Here is a 20,479-nt window from a genome sequence, read left to right as displayed (position 1 = left end):
GTCCAACCGAACGGTTGGAAGTGCGTAGACTGCTCGCATGCCGTGGGACACCGACGCGACGCGCGCGAGACTGCTGGGGTCGGCGACGACGCACTTCGCCGCCGACGGATACGCCGGTGCGCGCGTGGACGCGATCGCGCGCACCGCGGGCGTGAACAAGGAACGGATCTACCCTTATTTCGGCGACAAGGCGGGTCTGTTCGCGGCGGTCGTGGCCGCCCAGGTGGAGCACTTCCTCCACGGGATCGAGCTCACCGGACCGGGCGAACAGGCGGTCGGGGTGCTCGCCGGCATCCTCTTCGATCGCGCGCACGAAGACCCCCGACTGCCACGCCTGCTCGCCTGGGAGAGCCTCGAGCTCGATGAACCGGTCGCCGCCGTCGCCCGCGCGAAGGGCTGCGCCGAGATGGTGGACACCCTCCGCCGGCTGCTCCCCGGTCTGGGGCGGGAAGAGGCGGAGGCGCTGCTGCTCAGCGTCATCGCGATCGCCGTTCTCGACGAGTGCCTCCCCCACCTCCGCACGCTCGTCGCGCCCCGCATCTCCCGTGCCCGACGGCGTGAACTGGTGATCGCGCAGGCACGCGCGCTCGCGCGCATGGCGGCGACTTCCTGATCCGCAGGTCAGGCGTGGAAGCGCTGCACGAGCGCGCCGGGGGCCGGGTCAACGGTGGGCGATCTCGGCGACCGGCTCCTGCCGCTTCTGCATCGACGCGGGGTCCCGCGTCGCCCGCTGGGCTGTCTCCGCGGCGCCGACGGCCTGATCGACCCGCACTCCGCCGTCGTGATCGTCGCCCGTCAGAGTGGACTCGTCGAAGGGGGAGCGCCCGGCGAGCACGCTGCTCACCTGATCACGGTCGATCTGCTTGGTCCACGTGCCGATCAGAAGCGTCGCGACCGCGTTGCCGGTGAAGTTCGTGACGGCACGGCCCTCGGACATGAACCGGTCGATCCCGACGATGACGCCGACGCCGTTGACGAGGTCGGGGCGAAAGGCCTGCAGCCCGCCGGCGAGGGTCGCGAGGCCCGCACCGGTCACCCCGGCCGCGCCCTTCGAGGCGATGACCATGAAGACCAGGAGCCCGATCTGCTCGCTGATCGACATCGGCGTCCCCATGCCGGCTGCGATGAACAGCGACGCCATCGTCAGGTAGATCGCCGTCCCATCGAGGTTGAACGAGTAGCCGGTCGGCACCGTGATGCCCACGACCGGCTTCGAGACTCCCAGGTGCTCCATCTTCGCGATGAGGCGCGGCAGCGCCGACTCACTGGAGGATGTGCCCACGATCAGCAGGTACTCACGGCCGAGATACTTCATGAGGCTGAAGATGTTGACGCGGGTGACGACGTAGAGCATCACGCCGAGGACACCGAAGACGAACACGGCGCACGTGATGTAGAACGCGATCATCAGGATGCCGAGGCTCACGATCGCCGCGAACCCGGTCTTGCCGACGACCGCGGCGATCGCACCGAACGCGCCGATGGGGGCGAGCCACAGGATCATCCCGAGGATGCGGAAGACGAGCATCTGCAGCTGCTTGACGGCGAACATGATCGACTCGCCCTTCGTGCCGAGCTTCTGCAGCGCGAACCCGACCAGCAGCGCGATGAACAGCACCTGCAGGACGCTCTCGCCGGTGAACGCGGAGAAGAAGGTCGTCGGGATGATGCCCATGAGGAACTCGGTCGTCGTCTTGGGCTCGAGGTCCGACGTGTCATACGTCGCACTCGACATGTCCAGGCCCTCGCCAGGGTGGATGATGTTGCCGACGACGAGCCCGATGAAGAGGGCGAACGTGGTCATCACCATGAAATAGGCGAGTGCGAGGCCGCCGATCTTTCCGACGGTCGCGGCCTTCGCGATCGATCCGATCCCGACGACGATCGTGCAGAAGATGATCGGTGCGATCATCATCTTGATCAGGTTGACGAATGTCTTGCCGACCGGCTCGAGTCCCTGTGCGAAGTCGGGCCAGATGAGCCCGACCGCCGCTCCCGCCACGACGGCGACGATCACCGAGACGTAGAGCCAGGTGTGCTTGTCCCACGGGGACTTGCCTCGGCGCCCGGTGAGGCGAGGGAGCCGGAAGGTCGTGGTGGGTGCGATCTGCATGTCAGCCTCCTGGTGTGTGAACCGTCGTTGTTCGAGTCCCGCCGGCGCTGGGGGGATGAAGACACACTGGTGGCGCTTGGGTGACACGAGGGGTTTGTGGTCGTATTGGTCGCAGACGCGCGCGCGAGGAGGCGGAACGGCGGTGGCAGTGGGAGCAGGACGGAGCGTCGCCTCGCGGCTGTTCATCTGGCTGGCCGTGGCTACGTTCGTCTTCGCCATCGTGACAGCGGGGCTGCTGGTGCTCGACTCCCACCGCTCCGTGCGCGCGGAGGCGGAGCGCGTGACGCAGGCCGTCGCGGAGACGCTCGCGCACTCGCCGACTGTCCGCGATGCGCTCGCGCTCGACGACCGCGCTGCGACCTCGGTGCTCCAGCCTGTCGCCGAGGAGGTGATGGGCGATGCGCGGGTCGATTTCGTCACGATCATGGACACCTCCGGCATCCGCATCACACATCGCGACGTGGACGAGATCGGGCAGCGCTACATCGGGACGATTCCGGCCACGATCGAGGCGCTCACCGAGGAGTTCACGGGAACCCTCGGGCCTTCTCTGCGCACGATCGTGCCGGTCGAAAGCACCTCCGGCGCAGCGCTCGGCTGGGTCTCGGTCGGCGTCACGATCGACTCGGTCGCCGCACAGCTCGGGCCGCGCCTGGTCGTCGTCGTCGCGATCGCCCTCGCGCTCATCGCGGCGGGCCTCGCGGGCGCGGTCGTCGCGCGGCGCGCGACGCGCGGCCTCGCGGGCGACCTTCCGGCGGGCACGATCCGCGACACGCTCGCCTCGGCGGAGTCCATGCGGACGCTCGGGGAGGCGCTGCGCGCACAGACCCACGAGCACGGCAACCGCATGCATACCGCGGTCGCGCTGCTCGAGCTCGGCCGTACGAGGGAGGCGATCGAGATCCTCACCGACTCGGCACGGCAGAGCCAGGCGCTCGTCGACCAGGTCGCGGCGCGCACCGAGGGCGACCCGACCGTCGGGGCGCTGCTCCTCGGCAAGGCGTCGCAAGCGATCGAACGCGGCATCCGCTGGGAGACCGACATCGACCCCGAGGCCCCGCGCTCGGTCCTCACCCCCACCGACGCGGTCGCGCTCGTGGGAAATCTCATCGACAACGCGCTCGATGCCGCGGCCACCGGCGCCGAGCCGCGCTGGGTGCGGGTGCGCCTCGCGCCGACCGCCCAGTGCGAACTCGCGCTCGTCGTCTCGGACTCCGGCCCCGGCGTCCCCGTCGCACTGCGGGAGTCGATCTTCGAACGCGGGTTCTCGACGAAGCCGGCGGGTCCCGAGGGCCGCGGCGTGGGTCTCGCGCTCGCGGCCGCGATCGTCGACGACGCCGGGGGCTCCATCAGGCTCGACGACGGCCCACCCACGACGTTTCGCGTCGTCCTGCCCACCCCGGCGAGCACGGAGGTCACATGATCGGTGTGCTCCTCGTCGACGACGAGGCCCTCACCCTCGAGCTTCACCGCTCCTATGTCGAGCGGATTCCCGGCTTCGAGGTGGTCGCGGAGTGCGCCGGCGCCCGGGCAGCGCTCACGGCGATCCTCGAATCCCCCCAGCGGGAGCGGATCGATCTCGTGCTCCTCGACATGACCATGCCGGATGGGTCGGGCACCGACGTCCTCCGTCATCTGCGTGCACGCTCGGCGGATGTCGACGTCATCGCGATCACGTCGGTACGAGACGCCCACACGGTGCGTCAGGTCATCGCCCTCGGCGCGACCCATTACCTCGTCAAGCCGTTCGCGTTCGCAACCTTCCGCGAACGGCTCGAGCACTATCGCGCCTACCGTGAGCAGACGCGCAGCACGACGGGGTCGGCGACGCAGAGCGAGATTGACGCTCTCCTCGGCGCGCGGAGCCCCACGTCATCCGCCCTTCGTCTGCCCAAAGGACTGTCGGCCGCTTCACTCGCGCGGGTGTCCGATGCCGTGCGGGAGCGCGGGCCGCTGTCGGCGTCGGAGGCCGGCGAGGCGCTCGAGATGTCGCGCGTCGCGGCACGGCGCTACCTGGAGCACCTCGCCGACCTCGGCCGCGTCGAGCGGTCCCACCGCTATGGCACCCGCGGACGTCCCGAGACCGAGTACCTCTGGCGCTGACAGCACGGAGCGTTCACCCAGCGGCGAGACGACCTGCCATCGCGCAGCCGCCGGCTGCATGCCCACGCCGGATCACGTGTGAGCGACGTGTCCGGAGAGCGCCCCGAGCTCACATGTGTACGTGAAGACGCCGCTGTCGCTCGTGCGCTCCGACCCGTCGGGCATCACGACGGTGCACGACGTCGATACGGGCACCTCGACCCGCAGAGTGAACACGTCGTCCGCGAGTGTCCACGACGAGGAGGCGTGCCCGTACGGCGTCTCCACGACTGCCTCGGCCGAGGTCAGGCCGCCGCCGAGGAGCGGTGCGACGCGGAACGTGCGGTAGCCGCCTGAGGTGGGCTCGATCCCTGCGATGCGGGTGTACAGCCAGTCGCCGACTGCCCCCGCCGCGTAGTGGTTGAACGAGACCATGCCGCCGGTGTCCTTGCCGGTCTGCAGGTCGATCGTGTTCACCGTGCCGTCGGGACGGAGGGCATCCCATCGCTCCCAGATCGTCGTACCGCCGGCATCCACCATGTAGAGCCACGACGGCGGGCTGGTCTGCAGCAGCAGGTCGAACGCCTCGTCGACTCGGCCGTTGTCGGAGAGCGCGAAGAGGATATACGGCGTGCCGGGGAAGCCCGTGCGCAGGTGGCCGTCGGACTCGGCGATCAGGTGGACGAGGTTCTCCACCATCCGCTCGGTCTCGGCCCCCTCGGTCATCCCGAAGTGCAGCGGCAGCACGTAGGCAGTCTGGAACTCGTTCTTCAGCGTCCCCGCGCCGTCGGTGAAGACGGCTCGGTAGGCGCGGACGATGTCGGACTGCAGCGCTCGGTACCGCGCAGCATCGGCCGGCTCGCCGAGGAGATCGGCGATCTCCGCCACGATGCCGCACGAGTGGGCGAAGAACGCGGTGCCGACCCAGCGGCCCTTCTGGATCCACTCCTTCGCCGAGCCGTCCGGCGAGGTCCAGTCGCCGAAGTGAAACGGGAACTGCCAGATGTGCCGGCGGTCGCCGATCGAGAGCAGCTTCGACCACCAATCGGCCGCACCCAGGAACTTCGTCATCATCGGGTAGCTGCGACGCAGCATCCCGAGGTCACCTCGTGCGCGGTACTCCGCCCACGGGGCGAGGATGCACACGTCGCCCCACATCGCCGTCGCCATCACGGGGAAGCCGTTGCCCGAGCGCGGGACGACCATCGGGATGCCGCCGCCGCGCCCCTGCTCGGACGCCATGTCGCGCAGCCACTTGTCGAGGAACCGGGTCATGTCGAAGTTGAAGCTCGCCGTCGTCGCGAACGCGGCGTAGTCACCTGTCCAGCCTTCGCGCTCATCGCGCTGCGGGCAGTCGGTGGGGATGTCGACGAAATTCGACCGCCCGCCCCACTCGATCGCCGACTGCAGTTTGTTGAGGCGCTCGTTCGACGAGGTGAAGGATCCCGTGCGGCGCAGGTCGCTGTGCAGCACGAGCGCCGTCAGCTCGAGGTCGGCCGGGTCGATCCCGGTGACCCCGACGTAGCGGAACCCCATGTAGGTCTGCTTCGGCGAGTAGGTCTGGTCGCCCTCGACGCACGTGTAGGTGGCGGTGGCCTTCGCCGTCCGCAGGGACTTCACGAACAGCTCGCCCTCGACGAGGACCTCGGCGTGTCGGAAAACGACGGTCTGACCGTCGCGGCCGCGCAGGCGCGCGTGGACGACACCCGCGAAATTCTGCCCGAAGTCGTAGACGGTCTCGCCGCTCGGCGCCGTCGTCACCTCGACCGGGGTGAACGTGTCCTGCACACGGACGGGCGGGCCGTACTGCGCGAGGATCCGCGGGTTCGCGCGGGGTCGGGTCTCGGAGGCCGGCTTCCACGACATCTGCGCTGTCGTGACGCGGGCATCCACCGTCTCACCGTCGTACCACTCGGCCATCCGGACCGGTCCGTCGGTGGCGACCTCCCAGTCCCCGTCGGTCGCGACTACCCGCTGCGTGCCGTCGGCGAACTCGATGTGGAGCTCCGCGAGCAGCCCCTGCCGATCGGCGTAGATCTTGTTCTTCCGGGCGAACGTGAACGAGCCCACCGCCCAGCCGCCCGCGACGGTCGCGATCAGCTCGTTGGTGTCACCGAGCTGGTCGGTGACCTCGTACGTCTGGTACTGCAGCTGGTGTGCGTACGAGGTGAATCCGGGTGCGAAGTAGTCGTCGCCCACCTTGCCGCCGTTGAGATCGAGCTCGTACACGCCGAGGGCGGTCGCCTCGATCCACGCCCGAGCGACGGGCTTCTCGAGCGAGAAACGGCGTCGGAACACCATCGGCACCGGCGACTGCTTCTTCGGCGTCTCGGATGCCGCGTCGGTGATCCACCGGCCGGTCCACGGCAGGTCGAGCCGCCCGGTGCGGAAGGTCGTCGCCGCCGACGCCGTCTCACCGCTCGTCCCTGTGGCATCCACCCGCACCGAGTATTCGGTGTAGGGCGCGAGCGGCCCGCCGTAGACGATGCCCACCTGCCGGTCAGTGTCGACCTCCCACTCGTCGACGTGCACGCGGGCCGAGGCGAGCGCCTCGCCTGGCACGTCGGAGGCGAGGGCGAAGGCGATCGTGGGATGCTCGTCGGTGACGAGCCCTGACTCGAGGCCGTCGAGGGTCAGTCGGGTGATCTTCACGAGTTCTCCTGTGCGGTCCGAGGTCGAAGGGCGGGTGTCGGTGGATGCCGTCTCACGGTCATCCGTTCAGCGTCAGCGTTCGCACGCGCAGGCTGCGAGAGGAGACCGCCTCGATGACGAGCTCGCCCTCGCCGTCGACAAGGAACGGCGTCGCCAGGCGCAGAACGCCGTCGTCTCCGGGGGCCGCGATGCCGATCGTGCGTCCGTCGACGAGAACGCGAACCGTCCCCGCCCCGGAGCCGTCGAGCGTCAGACCCGCGAACTCACCCTGCGCGAGGTATCGGAACACGGCGCGATCCCCCGTTCGGGGAAGCTCGAGCACCTCGAGCCCGGCCTCGTCGACGTCGATGCGCGCCCGGCCGCCGACCACGCACGCCGAACGCGCAGGGAGCGCCTCACCCGGGCGGAACGGGTCGCCGACGCCCTGCGAGGTCATCGGAACCTCGGGGATCGAGCCGTCGGGAAGGATCTCGATCGGCTCGATGCACAGCCGCCGGTGGTAGCGGGTGCCACGGCTGCTGCGGTGGTAGAAGACATAGTGCCGGCCGTCGACCTCTTCGATCGAGCCGTGGTTGTTCCACGCTTCGGGGTCGCACCCATCGCTGTCGACGATGATGCCGCGGTAGCGGAACGGCCCGAGTGGCGAGGAGGAGGTGGCGTAGCCGAGCGACGTCGGCTTGCCGCGATGCATGTCCGCGAACACGAAGTAATAGGTGTCGCCGATCCGCCGGACCGAGGATCCCTCGTGGAATCCGTGCTCCTCTTCGGTGAGCAGTGCCCGCGAGACCGATGCCTGGTCGAACGAGCGCAGATCGCCGTCGAGTCGCACGCCGTGAGCGCTCCACTGCCCCCAATAGAGGTAGACGGCGCCGTCGCGATCGGCGAAGACAGCCGGGTCGATGCCGGTGCAGGGCAGGCGCACCGGGTCGCGGAACGGCCCCTCGGGCACGTCGGCGACGGCGACCCCCTCCGACCCGTCCGTCATGCAGAAGAACAGGTAGTGACGGCCGCCGTGCGCGACAGCGTCGGGCGCGTAGAGGAACCGCTCGCGGCTCCGCGTGAAGGCCATCGCCCACAGGCTCCGGATGAGCATCCCCGGGCCCATCCGGCGTGCGCTCTCGATCATGAACGGCGTGCGCTTCTGCGGGTACGGAACGGCTTCGACGAGTGGCTCGCCGAACCAGGGCGCCTGTTCCGCACGGAATCCCACGTCGTGCACGGTCCACGTGCGGAGGTCACGGGTCGAGACGGGCCGATACACCCCGCTGCAGTACGTGTCTTCCGGACCGTCGAGGCTGCCGTACACGAACAGCCGTCCGTCGCCGACGACATGGGCCTCGGGGTCAGGGATGCTGAACACCTCGGGAAGCACCGGGTTGCGCCCCTCACCGCTGCAGACCACGGTGCCACTCGGAGTCTCGGTGCTCATCGGGCGCCCTTCGTCGATGTGCGGGCCGTCGCGGCGTCCGCGCTCGGGTCGATCACGAGGACTGCGTCGCCATGGGCATCGCTGTGCGCCGCTATCGTGACCGGCGGACAGTCCGCACGCGGGCGCAAGACCGCGAGCGCGCGGCCGCGATACGTGCGGGAGACACGGTCGGCGAACGACGTTTCGGCGGCCGGTGCAGGGTTGGCGCTTCCGAAGCCGGCGAGCGTCGCTCCCTCGACCGCGAGCTCGACCGACACATCCGCGGTCGTGTCGACGATACCGTCGTCGTCGGCGACCTCCACCCACACGAACCAGGCGTCCGCCCCACTGCCGTCGCGTGTGTCGAGACGCAGCGCGAGTCTCGCCGACCCCGCCGAACGCAGCACCGCGCGCGAGACCTCGCGCCCGCCCCGATACCCGATCGCGGTCAGTTCTCCGGGCGCGTAGACGACGCGGAAGCGCGCGCGGTATCCTGCGCGCCGGCCGGCGCGCTTGCGTCCCAGGCTGCGGCCGTCGAGGAGGAGTTCGACGTCGTCGCAGTCGGAATACACCTCGACCTCGGCCCGCTCGCCCTCGTGACCGGGCCACGACCAGCTCGCGATCGCGTCAGTCGAGCGCCACGCCGTCCGCGAGGCGGGACGGTTCGACACGTCGAGCGGGCGCACCATGATCTCGGGGGCGTCCGAGAGCCCCCAGACGGCTCGCTGGTAGGCGACCGGGGCGCCCGGTGTGCCGACGATGTCGATCGCCCCGGGGCCCGCGATCACGTGCGGGAATGACTTTCCGAACGCAGTGCCCCGGCGGCCGGGCTCGTACGTCCACGATCCGATCCCCACCTCGCCGAGGTAGTCCCACCCGGTCCACACGAAGTCGCCGATCACCGCAGGGATCGCCTCCACGCGCGGCCAGATCCGCGCCAGATCGCCCGCGAAGGACTCTGTGCCGAGAATGACGCGGGCCGGGTGGTGCCGAGCATCCCGCCGATACCTTCCCCACGCGTAGTTGTAGCCGACGACGTCGAGCACGGCCGCGACGTCCTTCGTGCGACGCTCGGCAGCAGGAAGCCGCGAGACAGCCTGAGTGATAGGCCCGAGCCTGTTCGCGATCACGTTGATCATGGTGCTGGTCAGCAGCGACGGGTCGCTGTTGTCGACGGTGGTGTCCGGCAGACTCGGTGCGCCGGCACCGCGTTCCGGCTTGGACACCGCATTCAGCATGAAGTTGATCCCCGTCGTCACCAGCCCACGCGGATCCTCGGCATGCAGGAAATCGACGATCTCTGCAGCGATCCGGACGCCCTCCGCCGTAGCGGTCTCGGGGTTCTCGTTGCCGATCGAGTGCATGATGACGCTCGGATGCAGCCGGTTCTTCCGGACCATGGAGCGGGCGTCGGACCGCCACGCCGACGCGAAGCGGTCGGCGCCGTCGTGCGTCGTCTTCGGCAGGAACCAGACGTCGGTCAGCTCGTCGACGACATACAGCCCCAACTCGTCGCAGGCATCCAGGAAATGCCGCGACAGAGGGTTGTGCGCGCTGCGCACCGCGTTGTATCCAGCCTCTTTGAGCAGGCGCGCGCGGCGGAACTCGGCGCTGCGCAGCGTCGCGGCGCCGAGCAGACCGTTGTCGTGGTGGATGCATGCGCCCCGCAGCAGCACGGTGTCGCCGTTGACGCGCAAGCCCCTGCGCGCATCGGCGGTCACCGTTCGCAGCCCGATGAGAGCCGAAACTGTGTGGAGCTCGATCCCGTCCCGACGCACCGCGACCTCGAGCCGATACCGATCGGGACGCTCCGCCGACCAGAGCCTCGGGCGGTCCACTTCGAGCGTGAGCGTTCCGTCTCGTGGCTCTGCGGAAGCACTCGCGACGATGGTCTCGTCTCGACCCTGGGCATCCACCAGACGCGCGACGATCTCGTCTCCGGCCACGACGGCGGCTGACGTCTCGACGTCGACCGAAAGATGCCCGAGAGTGCCGTCACCGGCGAAGGATGTGCGGATGCCGTCCGCGACGATGTGCGCTCGCGGACGATCGAGCACCGTGACGTCTCGGTAGATCCCGGTGCCGGTGTACCAGCGTGAATCGGGGTGGCCGGTGTGATCGACGTCGACCTCTATGCTCACTTCTGCGCCGGGGGCACCGGTCCCGTCGAGCGGCACGATCACTTCGCGATACCCGCTGTGCCACTGAGCAAGCAGACGACCGTCGACGCGCACTGCAGCCTCGCCCTGCACGCCTTCGAATCGAAGCGCGAGACTGCGCTCATCGGCGTCAGCGGGCATGCGGAACGATCGTCTGTAGACGGCCCGCCCGCCGGGAAACCATCCGTTGTGGGCTCCGGCGGGCGCGTCCTTGCGCCGCGGTCGGTCGATCATCGCGTCGTGCGGAATGTCGACCGTCTTCTCGATCCCATCGCGCATCACGGCCCAGCCGTATGCGAACTCCTCGCCTGTCATCGCGCTGTGAAGGGCCGGTGCCCCCGCGAGAGGAACGCGCGGGCCGCGCGGACCGGATGGCCGGCCGACAAGAGAGAGAGGCCCTCTGCGATCGGCAACGGCAGCCCTCCCGACGAGGACATCACCATCGCACGCAACGACATAGCGGGCATCATGCGCATCACGAAGTGCGCACTCTTGACGCGCGCGTCACGCTCGAGGGAGTCGGGCAAGGCCATGGCGGTGGTGAAGTCACGGGTGACGCGCCCCATGACCGCGCGCAGGAAGAGGCCGCCGAGGATCGTGCCCCGCGCATCGCCGAGTCTCGTCTGCATGCCGAAACGCTCCGTCGGGGCGACCGGCAGGCGGCGTCCGATGAGGGTGGAGAAGGCGGCGGGGATCGAGGTGGGTGGAGCCGCATATGCCGCATCGACGGATGCCGGATAGGGCGACCGCGATGCACACCCCTCTTCGACGACGAGCGGTGCGGAGAGTCGCACATCGGCGGCCGATGCCGCGACCAGCACCTCGTACTCACCGTCTTCGAGCACCCAGTCGTGCTCCTCAACGCTCCAGAATGCGAGATCGTGCACGGGGAATTCGAGCGTCACCCGGCGCGATGCCCCGGCTGCGAGGCGCACCTTCTCGAACACACGCAGTTCCTTCTCCGCCTTGAAGACGCGACCCCGGTTGTTCCGCACGTAGACCTGCACGACCTCCGCACCGGCACGCTCGCCGGTGTTGGCTACCGTCACCGAGGCGATGACACGACCGTCGGCGATGGTCACCTCGAGATCGCGCGAGACGAACTCGGTGTAGCCGAGGCCGTGACCGAACGGGTAGCGCAATGCCGTGCCGGCGGCGTCGTAGAACCGATAGCCGACATAGATCGACTCGTAGTAGGCGGCGATCGCGGAACGGTCGTAATCCGCCTGGCAACTCGCATCAGCTGCGGTCAGGGGCCAGCTCTCGGTCAGCCGCCCGGAAGGCCCCTCCTCACCGAAGAGCAGCCGCGCTGCGGCCTCACCGCCGTTCATGCCGGGCAGTGAGAGCAGCAGCACAGCGGAGAGCTCGTCGTGACGGGGGATCTCGACGGGCGAACCGGTCGAGAGCACGAGGACGACGCGCGCACCGGCGTCGACGAGCGCGTTCAGCAGCTCGACCTGCGCCGCGGGCAGCGTCATCGACGAGCGATCGAATCCTTCGCTCTCCTCGAGGTCTCCGAGCCCACCGAAGAAGAGCACCGTCTCAGCGTCGCGCGCGGCTTCGACAGCCTCACGGTGCAGATCGGAGTCGCCGCGGACGTCAAGGGATCGATAGCCTCGCGCGTACCGGTAGCCCACCGAGCGGGTGTCGAATGCCCGGCGCGGCGAGACGGTCGCCGGCGGTGAGATCAGCGACGATCCGGCACCCTGGTAGCGCATCCGCTCGAACTGCTCCCCGATCACGACGAGGCCACCTGCTGAGGCCGCGAGGGGAAGCGTGCCGTCGTTCGCCAGCAGCACGGCTCCCTCGACGGCGACGCGCGTCGCGAGAGCGCCGTGTGCGGCGGCATCCACCGGCGCGGCTTCGTGGTCGTGAGTGCAGCGCTCGACGAGCGAGAGCACACGCGCGACCGCTTGGTCAAGGATCTCCTCGGGCAGGCGCCCGTCGTGCACGGCCGAGAGGAGCTCCGTGCGGTTGTGCTCGACGCCGCCGGGCATATCGAGCTCGCAACCCGCGACGATACCGGCGACGCGGTCGTTCGTCGCACCCCAGTCCGTCATGACCAGTCCGTCGAACCCCCATTCGTCGCGAAGGATGTCGGTGAGAAGCTCGCGGTCCTCGGAGCAGAACGTGCCGTTGAGCCGGTTGTAAGCGCACATCACGGTGGCGGGCGCAGCATCCTTCACGATCCGCTCGAATGCGCGCAGGTAGATTTCGCGCAGCGCCCGTTCGTCGACGACGCTATCGCCGACGAAGCGGTAGTCCTCGTTCGAGTTCGCGGCGAAGTGCTTGACGCTCGCCGCGACGCCTGTGCTCTGCACACCCTGGACGAATGCCGCACCGAAGACGCCCGCGACCAGCGGGTCTTCCGAGAAGTACTCGAAGTTGCGCCCGCACAGAGGGCTCCGCATGATGTTGACGCCGGGCGCGAGCAGGACGTCGACCCCGAGCGCAGCGCTCTCGCGCCCGATCGCCGCACCGACCTCGCGCGCGAGCGCGGGGTCCCACGTCTTGGCGAGCGTCGTCGATGTCGGGAACGCGGTCGACGGCTCGGCCTCGGCGAGCCCGAACGCCCCGGAGTCGCTGCGCACCTTCCGCACCCCGTGTGGCCCGTCCGTGAGGAAGAGCCGCCGGACTCCGAGCCGCGGGATGCCGTTCGTGTTCCACGAGTCGACGCCTTCGAGCAGCAGCACCTTCTCGTCGAGCGTCAGCTGCGCGACGAGATCGGTGATCGAGGGGGCAGCGGTGTCGGTCATCTCAACGCACGCCCTTGATCGCGAGGGTGGTGAATGCAGTGCCGACTGCGATCACGGCGCCCGAGATGAACAGAGCAGTGTAGTTCGTGCCGTCGGGGCTGCCGAGCGTCAACAGGAAGGCGCCGAACACCGGAGCGATCGCTGTCGGAAGCGTCGCAGCGAGGTTGTAGATCGTCATCCAGCGGCCCGCCTGCTCGCGGTCGGGAACGAGGTCGCTCGCCATCGCGACGTCGACGGCGCCGAACATGCCCGCACCGCCGAGGATGAACATGACGGCACCGAAGAACGGACCGAACCCGCTCGCGAAAGCCATGAGGGCGAGCCCGACCGCCGCCAGCACGGCCGCAGTGATGACGAAGACACGGCGACGGCGCAGCTTGTCGGAGAGCGTTCCCGAGACGACGGCGAACGTCATCGTGACGAGGATGCCGATGCCGCCCACGAGGGCCAACTTCTGCCCGGCCTCCTCAGGTGTGAAGCCCAGACGGTCACCGAGATAGTAGAGCTGGTAGGTGGTGAGGAATGCGAGCGCGATCTGCATCAGAAGCTTGCCGAGCCAGAGGAACCCGAAGTCGCGGTGCATGCGCGGGTTGAACACCATGAGGCGGAATGTCTGCGCGACCGTGGTCGTCGGCAGCTCCACCGACGAATCCGGGATGAGGCAGGCCCACAGCAGGACGACGATGCCCAGCACGAGATACGGCACCCCGAACAGAAGGAGCGCGTTGAACGTGAGCAGGCCGCCGATGGTGTAGCCGAGGACACCCGCGAGCTGAGTCGCGACGCCGGCGATCGCCCCGACCGAGCCGCGCTGGCTCTCCGGCACCTTCTCGGCGACGATCGGCGTGACACCCGCCGAGACCCCGGAGCCTCCGATGCAGACGATGACCCAGCCGATCAGCACGATCGGGAGGCTCGGCGCGATCGCGACGATCATCGCACCCGCCGCTGCGACCACCACACCGCCGATCATCCATGGGCGTCGACGACCCCAGCGCGAATGCGTGCGATCACTGAGGACGCCTGCCAGAGGACCGGCGATGAGCGACACAACGGCGCCGACGGCCGCGACCATGCCGAGATTGACGGCCTTGCTCGCCGGGTCGAGGAGCTGGATCTTGTACGGAAGGCTGAACAGCGCCGGCATCATCACAGTCAGGTACAGGGCGAAGTTGAGGAAGCCGAAGAGGGCGAGGAACCCTTTGCCTACCCGCTGGACAGGCTCCCCGAGGGCGGCAGCGGGCTCAGCATCGAGGGGGGTGGCGGTGCCGTCGTTGGCGGTCATGGGTGACTCCGATGTCCAAGGTGTGCGCGATCCATTACTAGCGCGCGCTACTCACCATACGACGACCAACTATCGCGCGCAAGCTGCGCGCCCGCGGGCAAGAGGTCTCGACCCTCAGGTGGTCTCTCGCGGGACGATCTCGGTCGTCGCCGTCGGCAGATCAGCGGGCAGCGGAACTCCATCCGCCGCCTCGAGGGCGAGTTCGGCGAAGTAGCGCCCGAGACCGGCGATGTCGACGCGCACACTGGTGAGCGCCGGCACCAGAAGCCCCGCGACCGGGGCGTCGTCGTGGCCCACGATCGCCAGCGATCCAGGAACGTCGAGCCCGGCCCGCAGGGCCGCGCGCAGCAGCCACGCGGCGACATCGTCGTTGTATGCGACGACGCCGTCGGCACCGGCGGCGACGATCTCGGAGAGGACGGAAGCGGCCGACTCGGCGTCGATCGCCGACGTCGCGACAAGCTCGACGCCCGGGTGCCTCTCGATCTCGGCCATGGCCGCCGATCGTCGAAGGGCGACGAGCTCGGCCAACCGGGGATCGACCGCACCCACGACCGCGATCCGCGTGCGGCCGCGCTCGACCAGGTGGCGCACCTGCAGGGTCGCGCCGTCACTCAGCTCGCCGAAAGCGAAACCGTCCTCACGCGAGGTGTCCGGCACGATGTGCTCGACGCCCGCGGCTCGGAAGGCGGCGATCTGGTCACGGGAGAACGGAGTCAGACCCATGACGACGTCGGGGCTGAGCGTCTCCCAGAGCGGTTGCGCACGACCCCCCGGGTGGGTCGTCGAGGTGACCAGAGAATAGCCGGCGCGATCCAGCGCGAGCGATGCCTCGTCGAGATTCGCACGGAGGTTGTGGTCGAGCGGCCAGTCCGGCATGACGAGGAGCACGATCCGACTGCGGCCGCTCGCGAGCGCGCGGGCGGCTGCGTTCGCGCGGTAGCCGAGGCGCGCAGCCTCGCCGAGAACCCGATCTCGCGTCGCTTGCGAGATCTTCTGACCGGGGGTGTCGTTGAGCACGAAGCCGACCGTGGCCCGTGAGACGCCGAGCGACCGCGCGATGTCCGCCGCCGTCACGCGCTTGGTCGAGCCCACGTTCGTCGTCATGAAGTGCTCTCCCCGGCGCCATCGACCGCGCGGATCCGGAAGACCGCGGCTTGCACGCGCTAGTGAATCACCGTAGCATGCCGGGAGAACTAGCGCGTGCTAGCTCTGTGAAAGGTCGATGCCTCGATGACGACAGCCCGTACCGTCCTGCTCACCGGCGCAACCGGCAACTGGGGACGCGCCACACTTCGCGCCTTCCGCGATCGCCCCGAGGTGCGCGTGCGGGCCTTCGCGCAGCCCACCGATCGCGACCGCGCCGTCCTCGCCGAGTTCGAAGACATGCCGAACATCGAGATCGCATGGGGCGATCTGACGCGGTATGACGACGTCGCCCGCGCCGTGTCCGGCGTCGACGTCATCCTGCACGTCGGCGCGGTCGTCTCGCCGCTCGCCGACGCGCAGCCCGCCCTGGCGCATCGCGTGAACATCGGCAGCATGCAGAACATCATCCGGGCGGTCAAGACGCTGCCCGACCCAGCGGCCGTCGAGGTCATCGGAATCGGGTCGGTCGCCGAGACAGGCGACCGACAGGAGCCTGTGCACTGGGGACGCGTCGGCGACCCGCTGCGGGTCTCGACGTTCGACGAATACGGCCAGACCAAGATCGTCGCAGAGAAGCTGCTGGTCGAGTCTGGCCTGCCGCGATGGGCATGGATGCGGCAGACGGGGATCTTCCACCCCGCGATGCTCGAGATCCGCGACCCCATCATGACCCACTCGCCGTTCACGGGCGTCATGGAGTGGGTCTCCGCCGAGGACTCGGCCCGGCTGCTCGTTCGGCTTGCCGCGGAGCCCGCACCCGAGGAGTTCTGGGGCGGCGTCTACAACATCGGCGGCGGCGCGGGCTGGCGCCTGACCAACTGGCAGCTGCAGGAGGCGATCGGCGGGGCGATGGGCGTCGCCGACATCCGCACCTGGTACGACCGCGACTGGTTCGCGACCCGCAACTTCCACGGCCAGTGGTACACCGACAGCGACCGCCTGCAGGAGCTCGTCCCGTTTCGCGAAGACACCTTCGAGGACGCCCTCGGTCGCGCGATCGCCGCGGCGCCGTCCTCCGTCCGCTCGGCGGGCAAGGTCCCCTCCTGGATCGTGAAGAACCTCGTGATGAAGCCGCTGACGCGCAAGCCCCGGGGCACGATGCACGCGATCGCACACCGGGACCAGGCCGAGATCACCGCGCACTTCGGCTCGTACGAGGCGTGGCAGCGGATCGGCGACTGGTCGAGCTTCACGCCGCCGGAGCCTACCCGCGTACCGGCTTTCCTCGATCACGGCTACGACGAAACGGTGGAGGCGTCCGCCTGGGGCCCCGAGGTCTACCGGGGCGTCGCGGACTTCCGCGGCGGCGAACTGGTCTCCCCGGACGCGGCGCGCGGCGACATCGCGACCCCGCTGGTGTGGGCCTGCCACCTCGGGCACGTGTTCGCAGGCAGCCCGCGACTCATCCTCACCGCCGGTCACTGGTGCCCCGACTGCGTCCGCGACACGACGGCGTACGAGGCGCAGAGCGAGCACAACGCGTTCCTCGCGCAGCTGTACACGGGCGCGCGCGTGCCCGCGGCGCGCGCCTGACAGCGTCGCGGCGGAGAAGAATGACGACATGACGGACGACAGCGCCGCCCCGAGGCTCTTCGTTCTCACCGATATCGCCGGCGGGCTCGAGAACGACGACATCCAGTCGCTCGCGAGGCTCCTGCTGTACGCGAACGTCATCGACGTCGAGGGCATCGTCGCGGTCACGTCGTGCTGGCAGAGACGCGCCGCGCGCGTCCGCAACGCGCGGCTGATCCACCGCGTCATCGACGCGTACGAACACGCTCGGAGCAACCTCGAGGCGCACGAGGGCGGCTTCCCCTCCGCAGATGCGCTGCGGAAGGTCACGGCCCTCGGCATCCCCGCGTACGGCAGAGCACCAGGCGACGGGTTCGCCGAGACGAGATGGAACGACGTTCCCGGCGTCCGCGCCCTCGTCTCCGCCGCCGATCGCGACGACCCACGCCCCCTGTGGGTCGCGCTGTGGGGAGGGGCGAACACACTCGCACAGGCGCTGTGGACAGCAGAGCGCGAGCTCGATGACGCCCGGTTCGCGGCGCTGCTCGCACGACTGCGCGTGCACGCCATCTCGGACCAGGACGCCGCCGGCTACTGGATCCGGCAGCGCTACGGCGACCGGATTCTCACCATCGTCTCGCCCTCGACGATCGGCGGGAAGCTGTATCGGCATGCCACGTGGCCGGGACTGTCCGCCGACCGGTTCGGCCACGGCAGCGAGGACGGAGTGCAGGGCGGCGGCTTCGCGGGTGCCGACGCGTCACTCGTGACGAGGCAGTGGGTGAAGGACGTCGTGCGGCGTACCGGCGCGTACGGCCGGAGGTATCCGGTGCACAGGTTCATCATGGAGGGCGACACCCCGTCGTACCTCGGGCTGATACCGAACGGACTGAACGTGCCCGAGCAGCCCGGAGCCGGCGGCTGGGGCGGGCGGTATGCGCATTACGTCCCCGACATGGCATACACCGGCACGAACGAACGACACCCGATCTGGACCAACGCCTCCGATACGGTGATCGGCCACGACGGCGCACCGCACACCAGCCCGCAGGCGACCATCTGGCGATGGCGCACCGACATCCAGAACGACTTCGTGAACAGGCTGCGGTGGGCGGGGTCAGCCGACCGCAGCATCGCCGACCACCCGCCCGTCGTCACGCTCGCACACCCCGACCGCGTCGACGTTGTCACGGGCGCCGAGGTCACCCTCGACGCGTCGCCCTCGCGCGACAGCGACGGTCGCGGGCTGAGATTCGAATGGATCCCCTACCCCGAAATCGGCATGGCCCCGCACGTCACGGCGGTCGAGCTGCGCGACGCGACATCGGCTCGATGCTCGTTCATCGCTCCCGCCGTCCGCAATGCTGCATCCTTCGTGTTCATCGTCGCCGCGCGCACCGTGGGAGCCGAGCCGATTGCGCGCTATCGCCGGGTGACCGTGACGGTCTCCCCGGCGGCGGGTTGAAGTCGACCAGGAGCGTTCGTCTTCGTGAGGGCACCGCGCCTGGACTACTCCGCCTTCATGTCGATCGTGTCGGCCCTGCCGCCGAGCACCCGCAGCGACAGCGCGACCGACTCGCCGATCGCCCGGTCGATGTCGTCGTCTGCAGCGGACGAAGCAGTTCACAATCGCCAAGCAACAGCACAGTCCGACGCATCGAGCTGAACGGAGGAACTCCTCCGGGATCCCGGAATGAAACCTGACCAGGGCGTTGTGGCGGAGACGGAGGGATTTGAACCCTCGGTCCCCTTACGGGGACTCCACCTTAGCAGGGTGGTGCACTAGGCCTGACTATGCGACGTCTCCAAGCGCTCGACCGGCCGAGGCCGATGAGCACTGCCAGCAATCATAACCGCTCGCGCGGCCCCGACCGAACCGAGCCGCCTACTGCTGCGGCTTGGTGCAGGTGACCTGCGCGGCGGTGGTACCGGCGATCTGCGAGGGCAGCTCGACGGCCTCCTCCTCTTCCTCGGCGGTGGCAGACGGCGAGGCGGAAGCAGACGGCGAAGCCGAAGCGGATGCCGACGGGTCGGGCTCGGGAGTCGCCTCGCCGGTCACCTCGACGCCGTAGCCCTGGCTGGCCTCACCGGTCAGCGTGATGGGCTTGTTGTCTTCGAGCGCCTGGAAGAGCACGGCGGCAGCATCCGTCACCGGCAGCACGCGGCTCGAGCCGTTGCCCGACGCGTAGACGGTCGGGTACTGCACGAACACGATGTCGCTGTAGTCGACGTCCTTGACCGCCATCGCGATCTGCACCATGAGGGTGGGGTTGGCCAGCGACTTGCTCAGCAGCAGCTGTCCCTCGTCGACCTGGTTCATCGCGGTCGTGGCGAGGTTGAACAGCGTCGCGGGGTTGGCCAGCACCGACTCCGACTGCAGCTTGCGCACGAGAGAGCTCATGAACTGCTGCTGGTTCGAGATGCGTCCGAGGTCGGAGCCGTCGCCGATGCCGTGGCGGATGCGCAGGAACTGCAGCGCCTCCTCGCCGACGAGCGTGTGGTTGCCGGCGGTCAGGTGCAGGCCCGTGTGCGAGTCGTTGATGTCGCCCTCGACGCACACGTCGACGCCGCCGATGGCATCCGACATGTTGATCACGCCGGTCCAGCGGATCGCGCCGGCGAACTGGATGTCGACGCCGGTCAGCGCCTCCACGGTCAGCACGGTGCACTGCAGGCCGCCGTAGCCGTACGACGAGTTGATCATCTGCGAGCTCATCGCCGAGTACGAACCCGTGCCGTCCTCATAGGGGCAGGAAGGGATCGGCACGAGCATGTCGCGGGGGAACGAGACGACGGTCACGCGGCGCGGCTCGTCGCTGATGTGCACGAGCATCGTCACATCGTTGCGCTCACCGCCGGTGTCGTGCGCGCATCGGGGGAAGAGCTTGACATCCTGTCCTTCGCACGAGTCGCTGCCCACGAGCAGCAGGTTGACGCCGCCCTCGATCGCGCCGATCGACGGCGGGATCTCGTCTTCGTCGTCGCCGCCGATCGAGACGGCGTTCGCGCTGATCGCCTGCGCGGTGTTCCACAGGGCGAAGCCGGCGACACCGGTGACCGAGACGAGGACGACGGCCATGCCCACGGCCACGATGGTCAAGAGCTGCGTGAAGGCGTTGGGCGATGTCAGCACACCGTGCCGCGCCAGCGTATGGCGACGCGCCTTCGTCTCGCTTTTCCTGCTCACTCGAGTCCTCTCGGGCCGGGGGGACCTCCGAACCGGCACGCGAGGCGCCGTACTGCGGAGGGTGTGGGATTCGAACCCACGGGACATCTCTGCCCACTGGTTTTCAAGACCAGGTCCATCGGCCGCTCGGACAACCCTCCCGATCAGGGCTCACACCCTGCCGATCAGGCGTCGAG

At 69.0% G+C, this 20,479-nt stretch carries 13 protein-coding genes and 2 tRNA genes; 5 read left to right on the top strand and 10 right to left on the bottom strand.

Annotated features, from left to right (window positions below; genetic code table 11):
• Positions 1-37: 37 nt before the first annotated feature.
• Complete coding sequence (locus OAW74_RS10635; RefSeq protein WP_262874335.1) at positions 38-613, top strand: TetR/AcrR family transcriptional regulator; 576 nt, start codon at positions 38-40, stop codon at positions 611-613.
• A gap of 48 nt (positions 614-661) precedes the next feature.
• Here OAW74_RS10635 and OAW74_RS10630 read toward each other — a convergent pair whose 3' ends face one another.
• Positions 662-2,107, bottom strand: a complete 1,446-nt coding sequence (locus OAW74_RS10630) for a cation:dicarboxylate symporter family transporter (protein ID WP_262874471.1) — start codon at positions 2,105-2,107, stop codon at positions 662-664.
• Positions 2,108-2,255: 148 nt separating this feature from the next.
• Between OAW74_RS10630 and OAW74_RS10625 the strand changes: the two genes are divergently transcribed.
• Entirely contained in the window at positions 2,256-3,536 is a 1,281-nt protein-coding gene (locus OAW74_RS10625; RefSeq protein ID WP_262874334.1) for a sensor histidine kinase, read from the top strand.
• The gene (locus OAW74_RS10620; RefSeq protein WP_262874333.1) at positions 3,533-4,216 is read left to right on the top strand and encodes a response regulator; all 684 of its coding nucleotides are present in this window, start codon (positions 3,533-3,535) and stop codon (positions 4,214-4,216) included. The genes OAW74_RS10625 and OAW74_RS10620 overlap by 4 nt, the downstream gene beginning before the upstream one ends.
• 72 nt (positions 4,217-4,288) lie before the next feature.
• Here OAW74_RS10620 and OAW74_RS10615 read toward each other — a convergent pair whose 3' ends face one another.
• The 6 genes from OAW74_RS10615 to OAW74_RS10590 form a co-directional block, all read right to left on the bottom strand.
• Positions 4,289-6,847, bottom strand: coding sequence for a glycoside hydrolase family 78 protein (locus OAW74_RS10615; protein WP_262874332.1), 2,559 nt, complete (start codon positions 6,845-6,847; stop codon positions 4,289-4,291).
• Positions 6,848-6,905: 58 nt separating this feature from the next.
• A complete protein-coding gene (locus OAW74_RS10610; RefSeq protein ID WP_262874331.1) occupies positions 6,906-8,276 on the bottom strand; it encodes a family 43 glycosylhydrolase in 1,371 nt (456 codons plus the stop codon).
• Entirely contained in the window at positions 8,273-10,729 is a 2,457-nt protein-coding gene (locus OAW74_RS10605; protein WP_262874330.1) for a DUF4982 domain-containing protein, read from the bottom strand. The genes OAW74_RS10610 and OAW74_RS10605 overlap by 4 nt, the downstream gene beginning before the upstream one ends.
• On the bottom strand, positions 10,726-13,170 hold the full coding sequence (locus OAW74_RS10600; RefSeq protein ID WP_262874329.1) for a glycoside hydrolase family 3 N-terminal domain-containing protein: 2,445 nt from the start codon (positions 13,168-13,170) through the stop codon (positions 10,726-10,728). Before OAW74_RS10600 ends, OAW74_RS10605 begins: the two co-directional genes overlap by 4 nt.
• A gap of 1 nt (position 13,171) precedes the next feature.
• Positions 13,172-14,455 (bottom strand): MFS transporter, encoded by a 1,284-nt coding sequence (locus OAW74_RS10595; RefSeq protein WP_262874328.1) that lies wholly within the window; start codon positions 14,453-14,455, stop codon positions 13,172-13,174.
• Between the two features lie 114 nt (positions 14,456-14,569).
• A complete protein-coding gene (locus OAW74_RS10590; protein WP_262874327.1) occupies positions 14,570-15,562 on the bottom strand; it encodes a LacI family DNA-binding transcriptional regulator in 993 nt (330 codons plus the stop codon).
• Positions 15,563-15,688: 126 nt separating this feature from the next.
• Between OAW74_RS10590 and OAW74_RS10585 the strand changes: the two genes are divergently transcribed.
• Positions 15,689-17,137, top strand: coding sequence for an NAD-dependent epimerase/dehydratase family protein (locus OAW74_RS10585; protein WP_262874326.1), 1,449 nt, complete (start codon positions 15,689-15,691; stop codon positions 17,135-17,137).
• A 28-nt stretch (positions 17,138-17,165) separates the two neighbouring features.
• Complete coding sequence (locus OAW74_RS10580; RefSeq protein WP_262874325.1) at positions 17,166-18,581, top strand: DUF1593 domain-containing protein; 1,416 nt, start codon at positions 17,166-17,168, stop codon at positions 18,579-18,581.
• Between the two features lie 250 nt (positions 18,582-18,831).
• On the opposite strand, the gene OAW74_RS10575 is transcribed toward OAW74_RS10580, so the two are convergent.
• From OAW74_RS10575 to OAW74_RS10565, 3 genes are all read right to left on the bottom strand, one after another.
• Positions 18,832-18,923: transfer RNA gene (locus OAW74_RS10575), tRNA-Ser, on the bottom strand.
• Between the two features lie 78 nt (positions 18,924-19,001).
• Positions 19,002-20,249 carry an LCP family protein gene (locus tag OAW74_RS10570; RefSeq protein WP_316250220.1) on the bottom strand — a complete coding sequence of 416 codons (1,248 nt, stop codon included), beginning with the start codon at positions 20,247-20,249 and terminating at the stop codon, positions 19,002-19,004.
• A gap of 109 nt (positions 20,250-20,358) precedes the next feature.
• Positions 20,359-20,443: transfer RNA gene (locus OAW74_RS10565), tRNA-Ser, on the bottom strand.
• Between the last annotated feature and the right edge of the window lie 36 nt (positions 20,444-20,479).

The organism is Microbacterium fluvii, assembly GCF_025515205.1.
In the GTDB taxonomy this organism is placed as follows: Bacteria; Actinomycetota; Actinomycetes; order Actinomycetales; family Microbacteriaceae; genus Microbacterium; species Microbacterium fluvii.
This window is presented reverse-complemented; position numbering and strand designations above follow the sequence as displayed.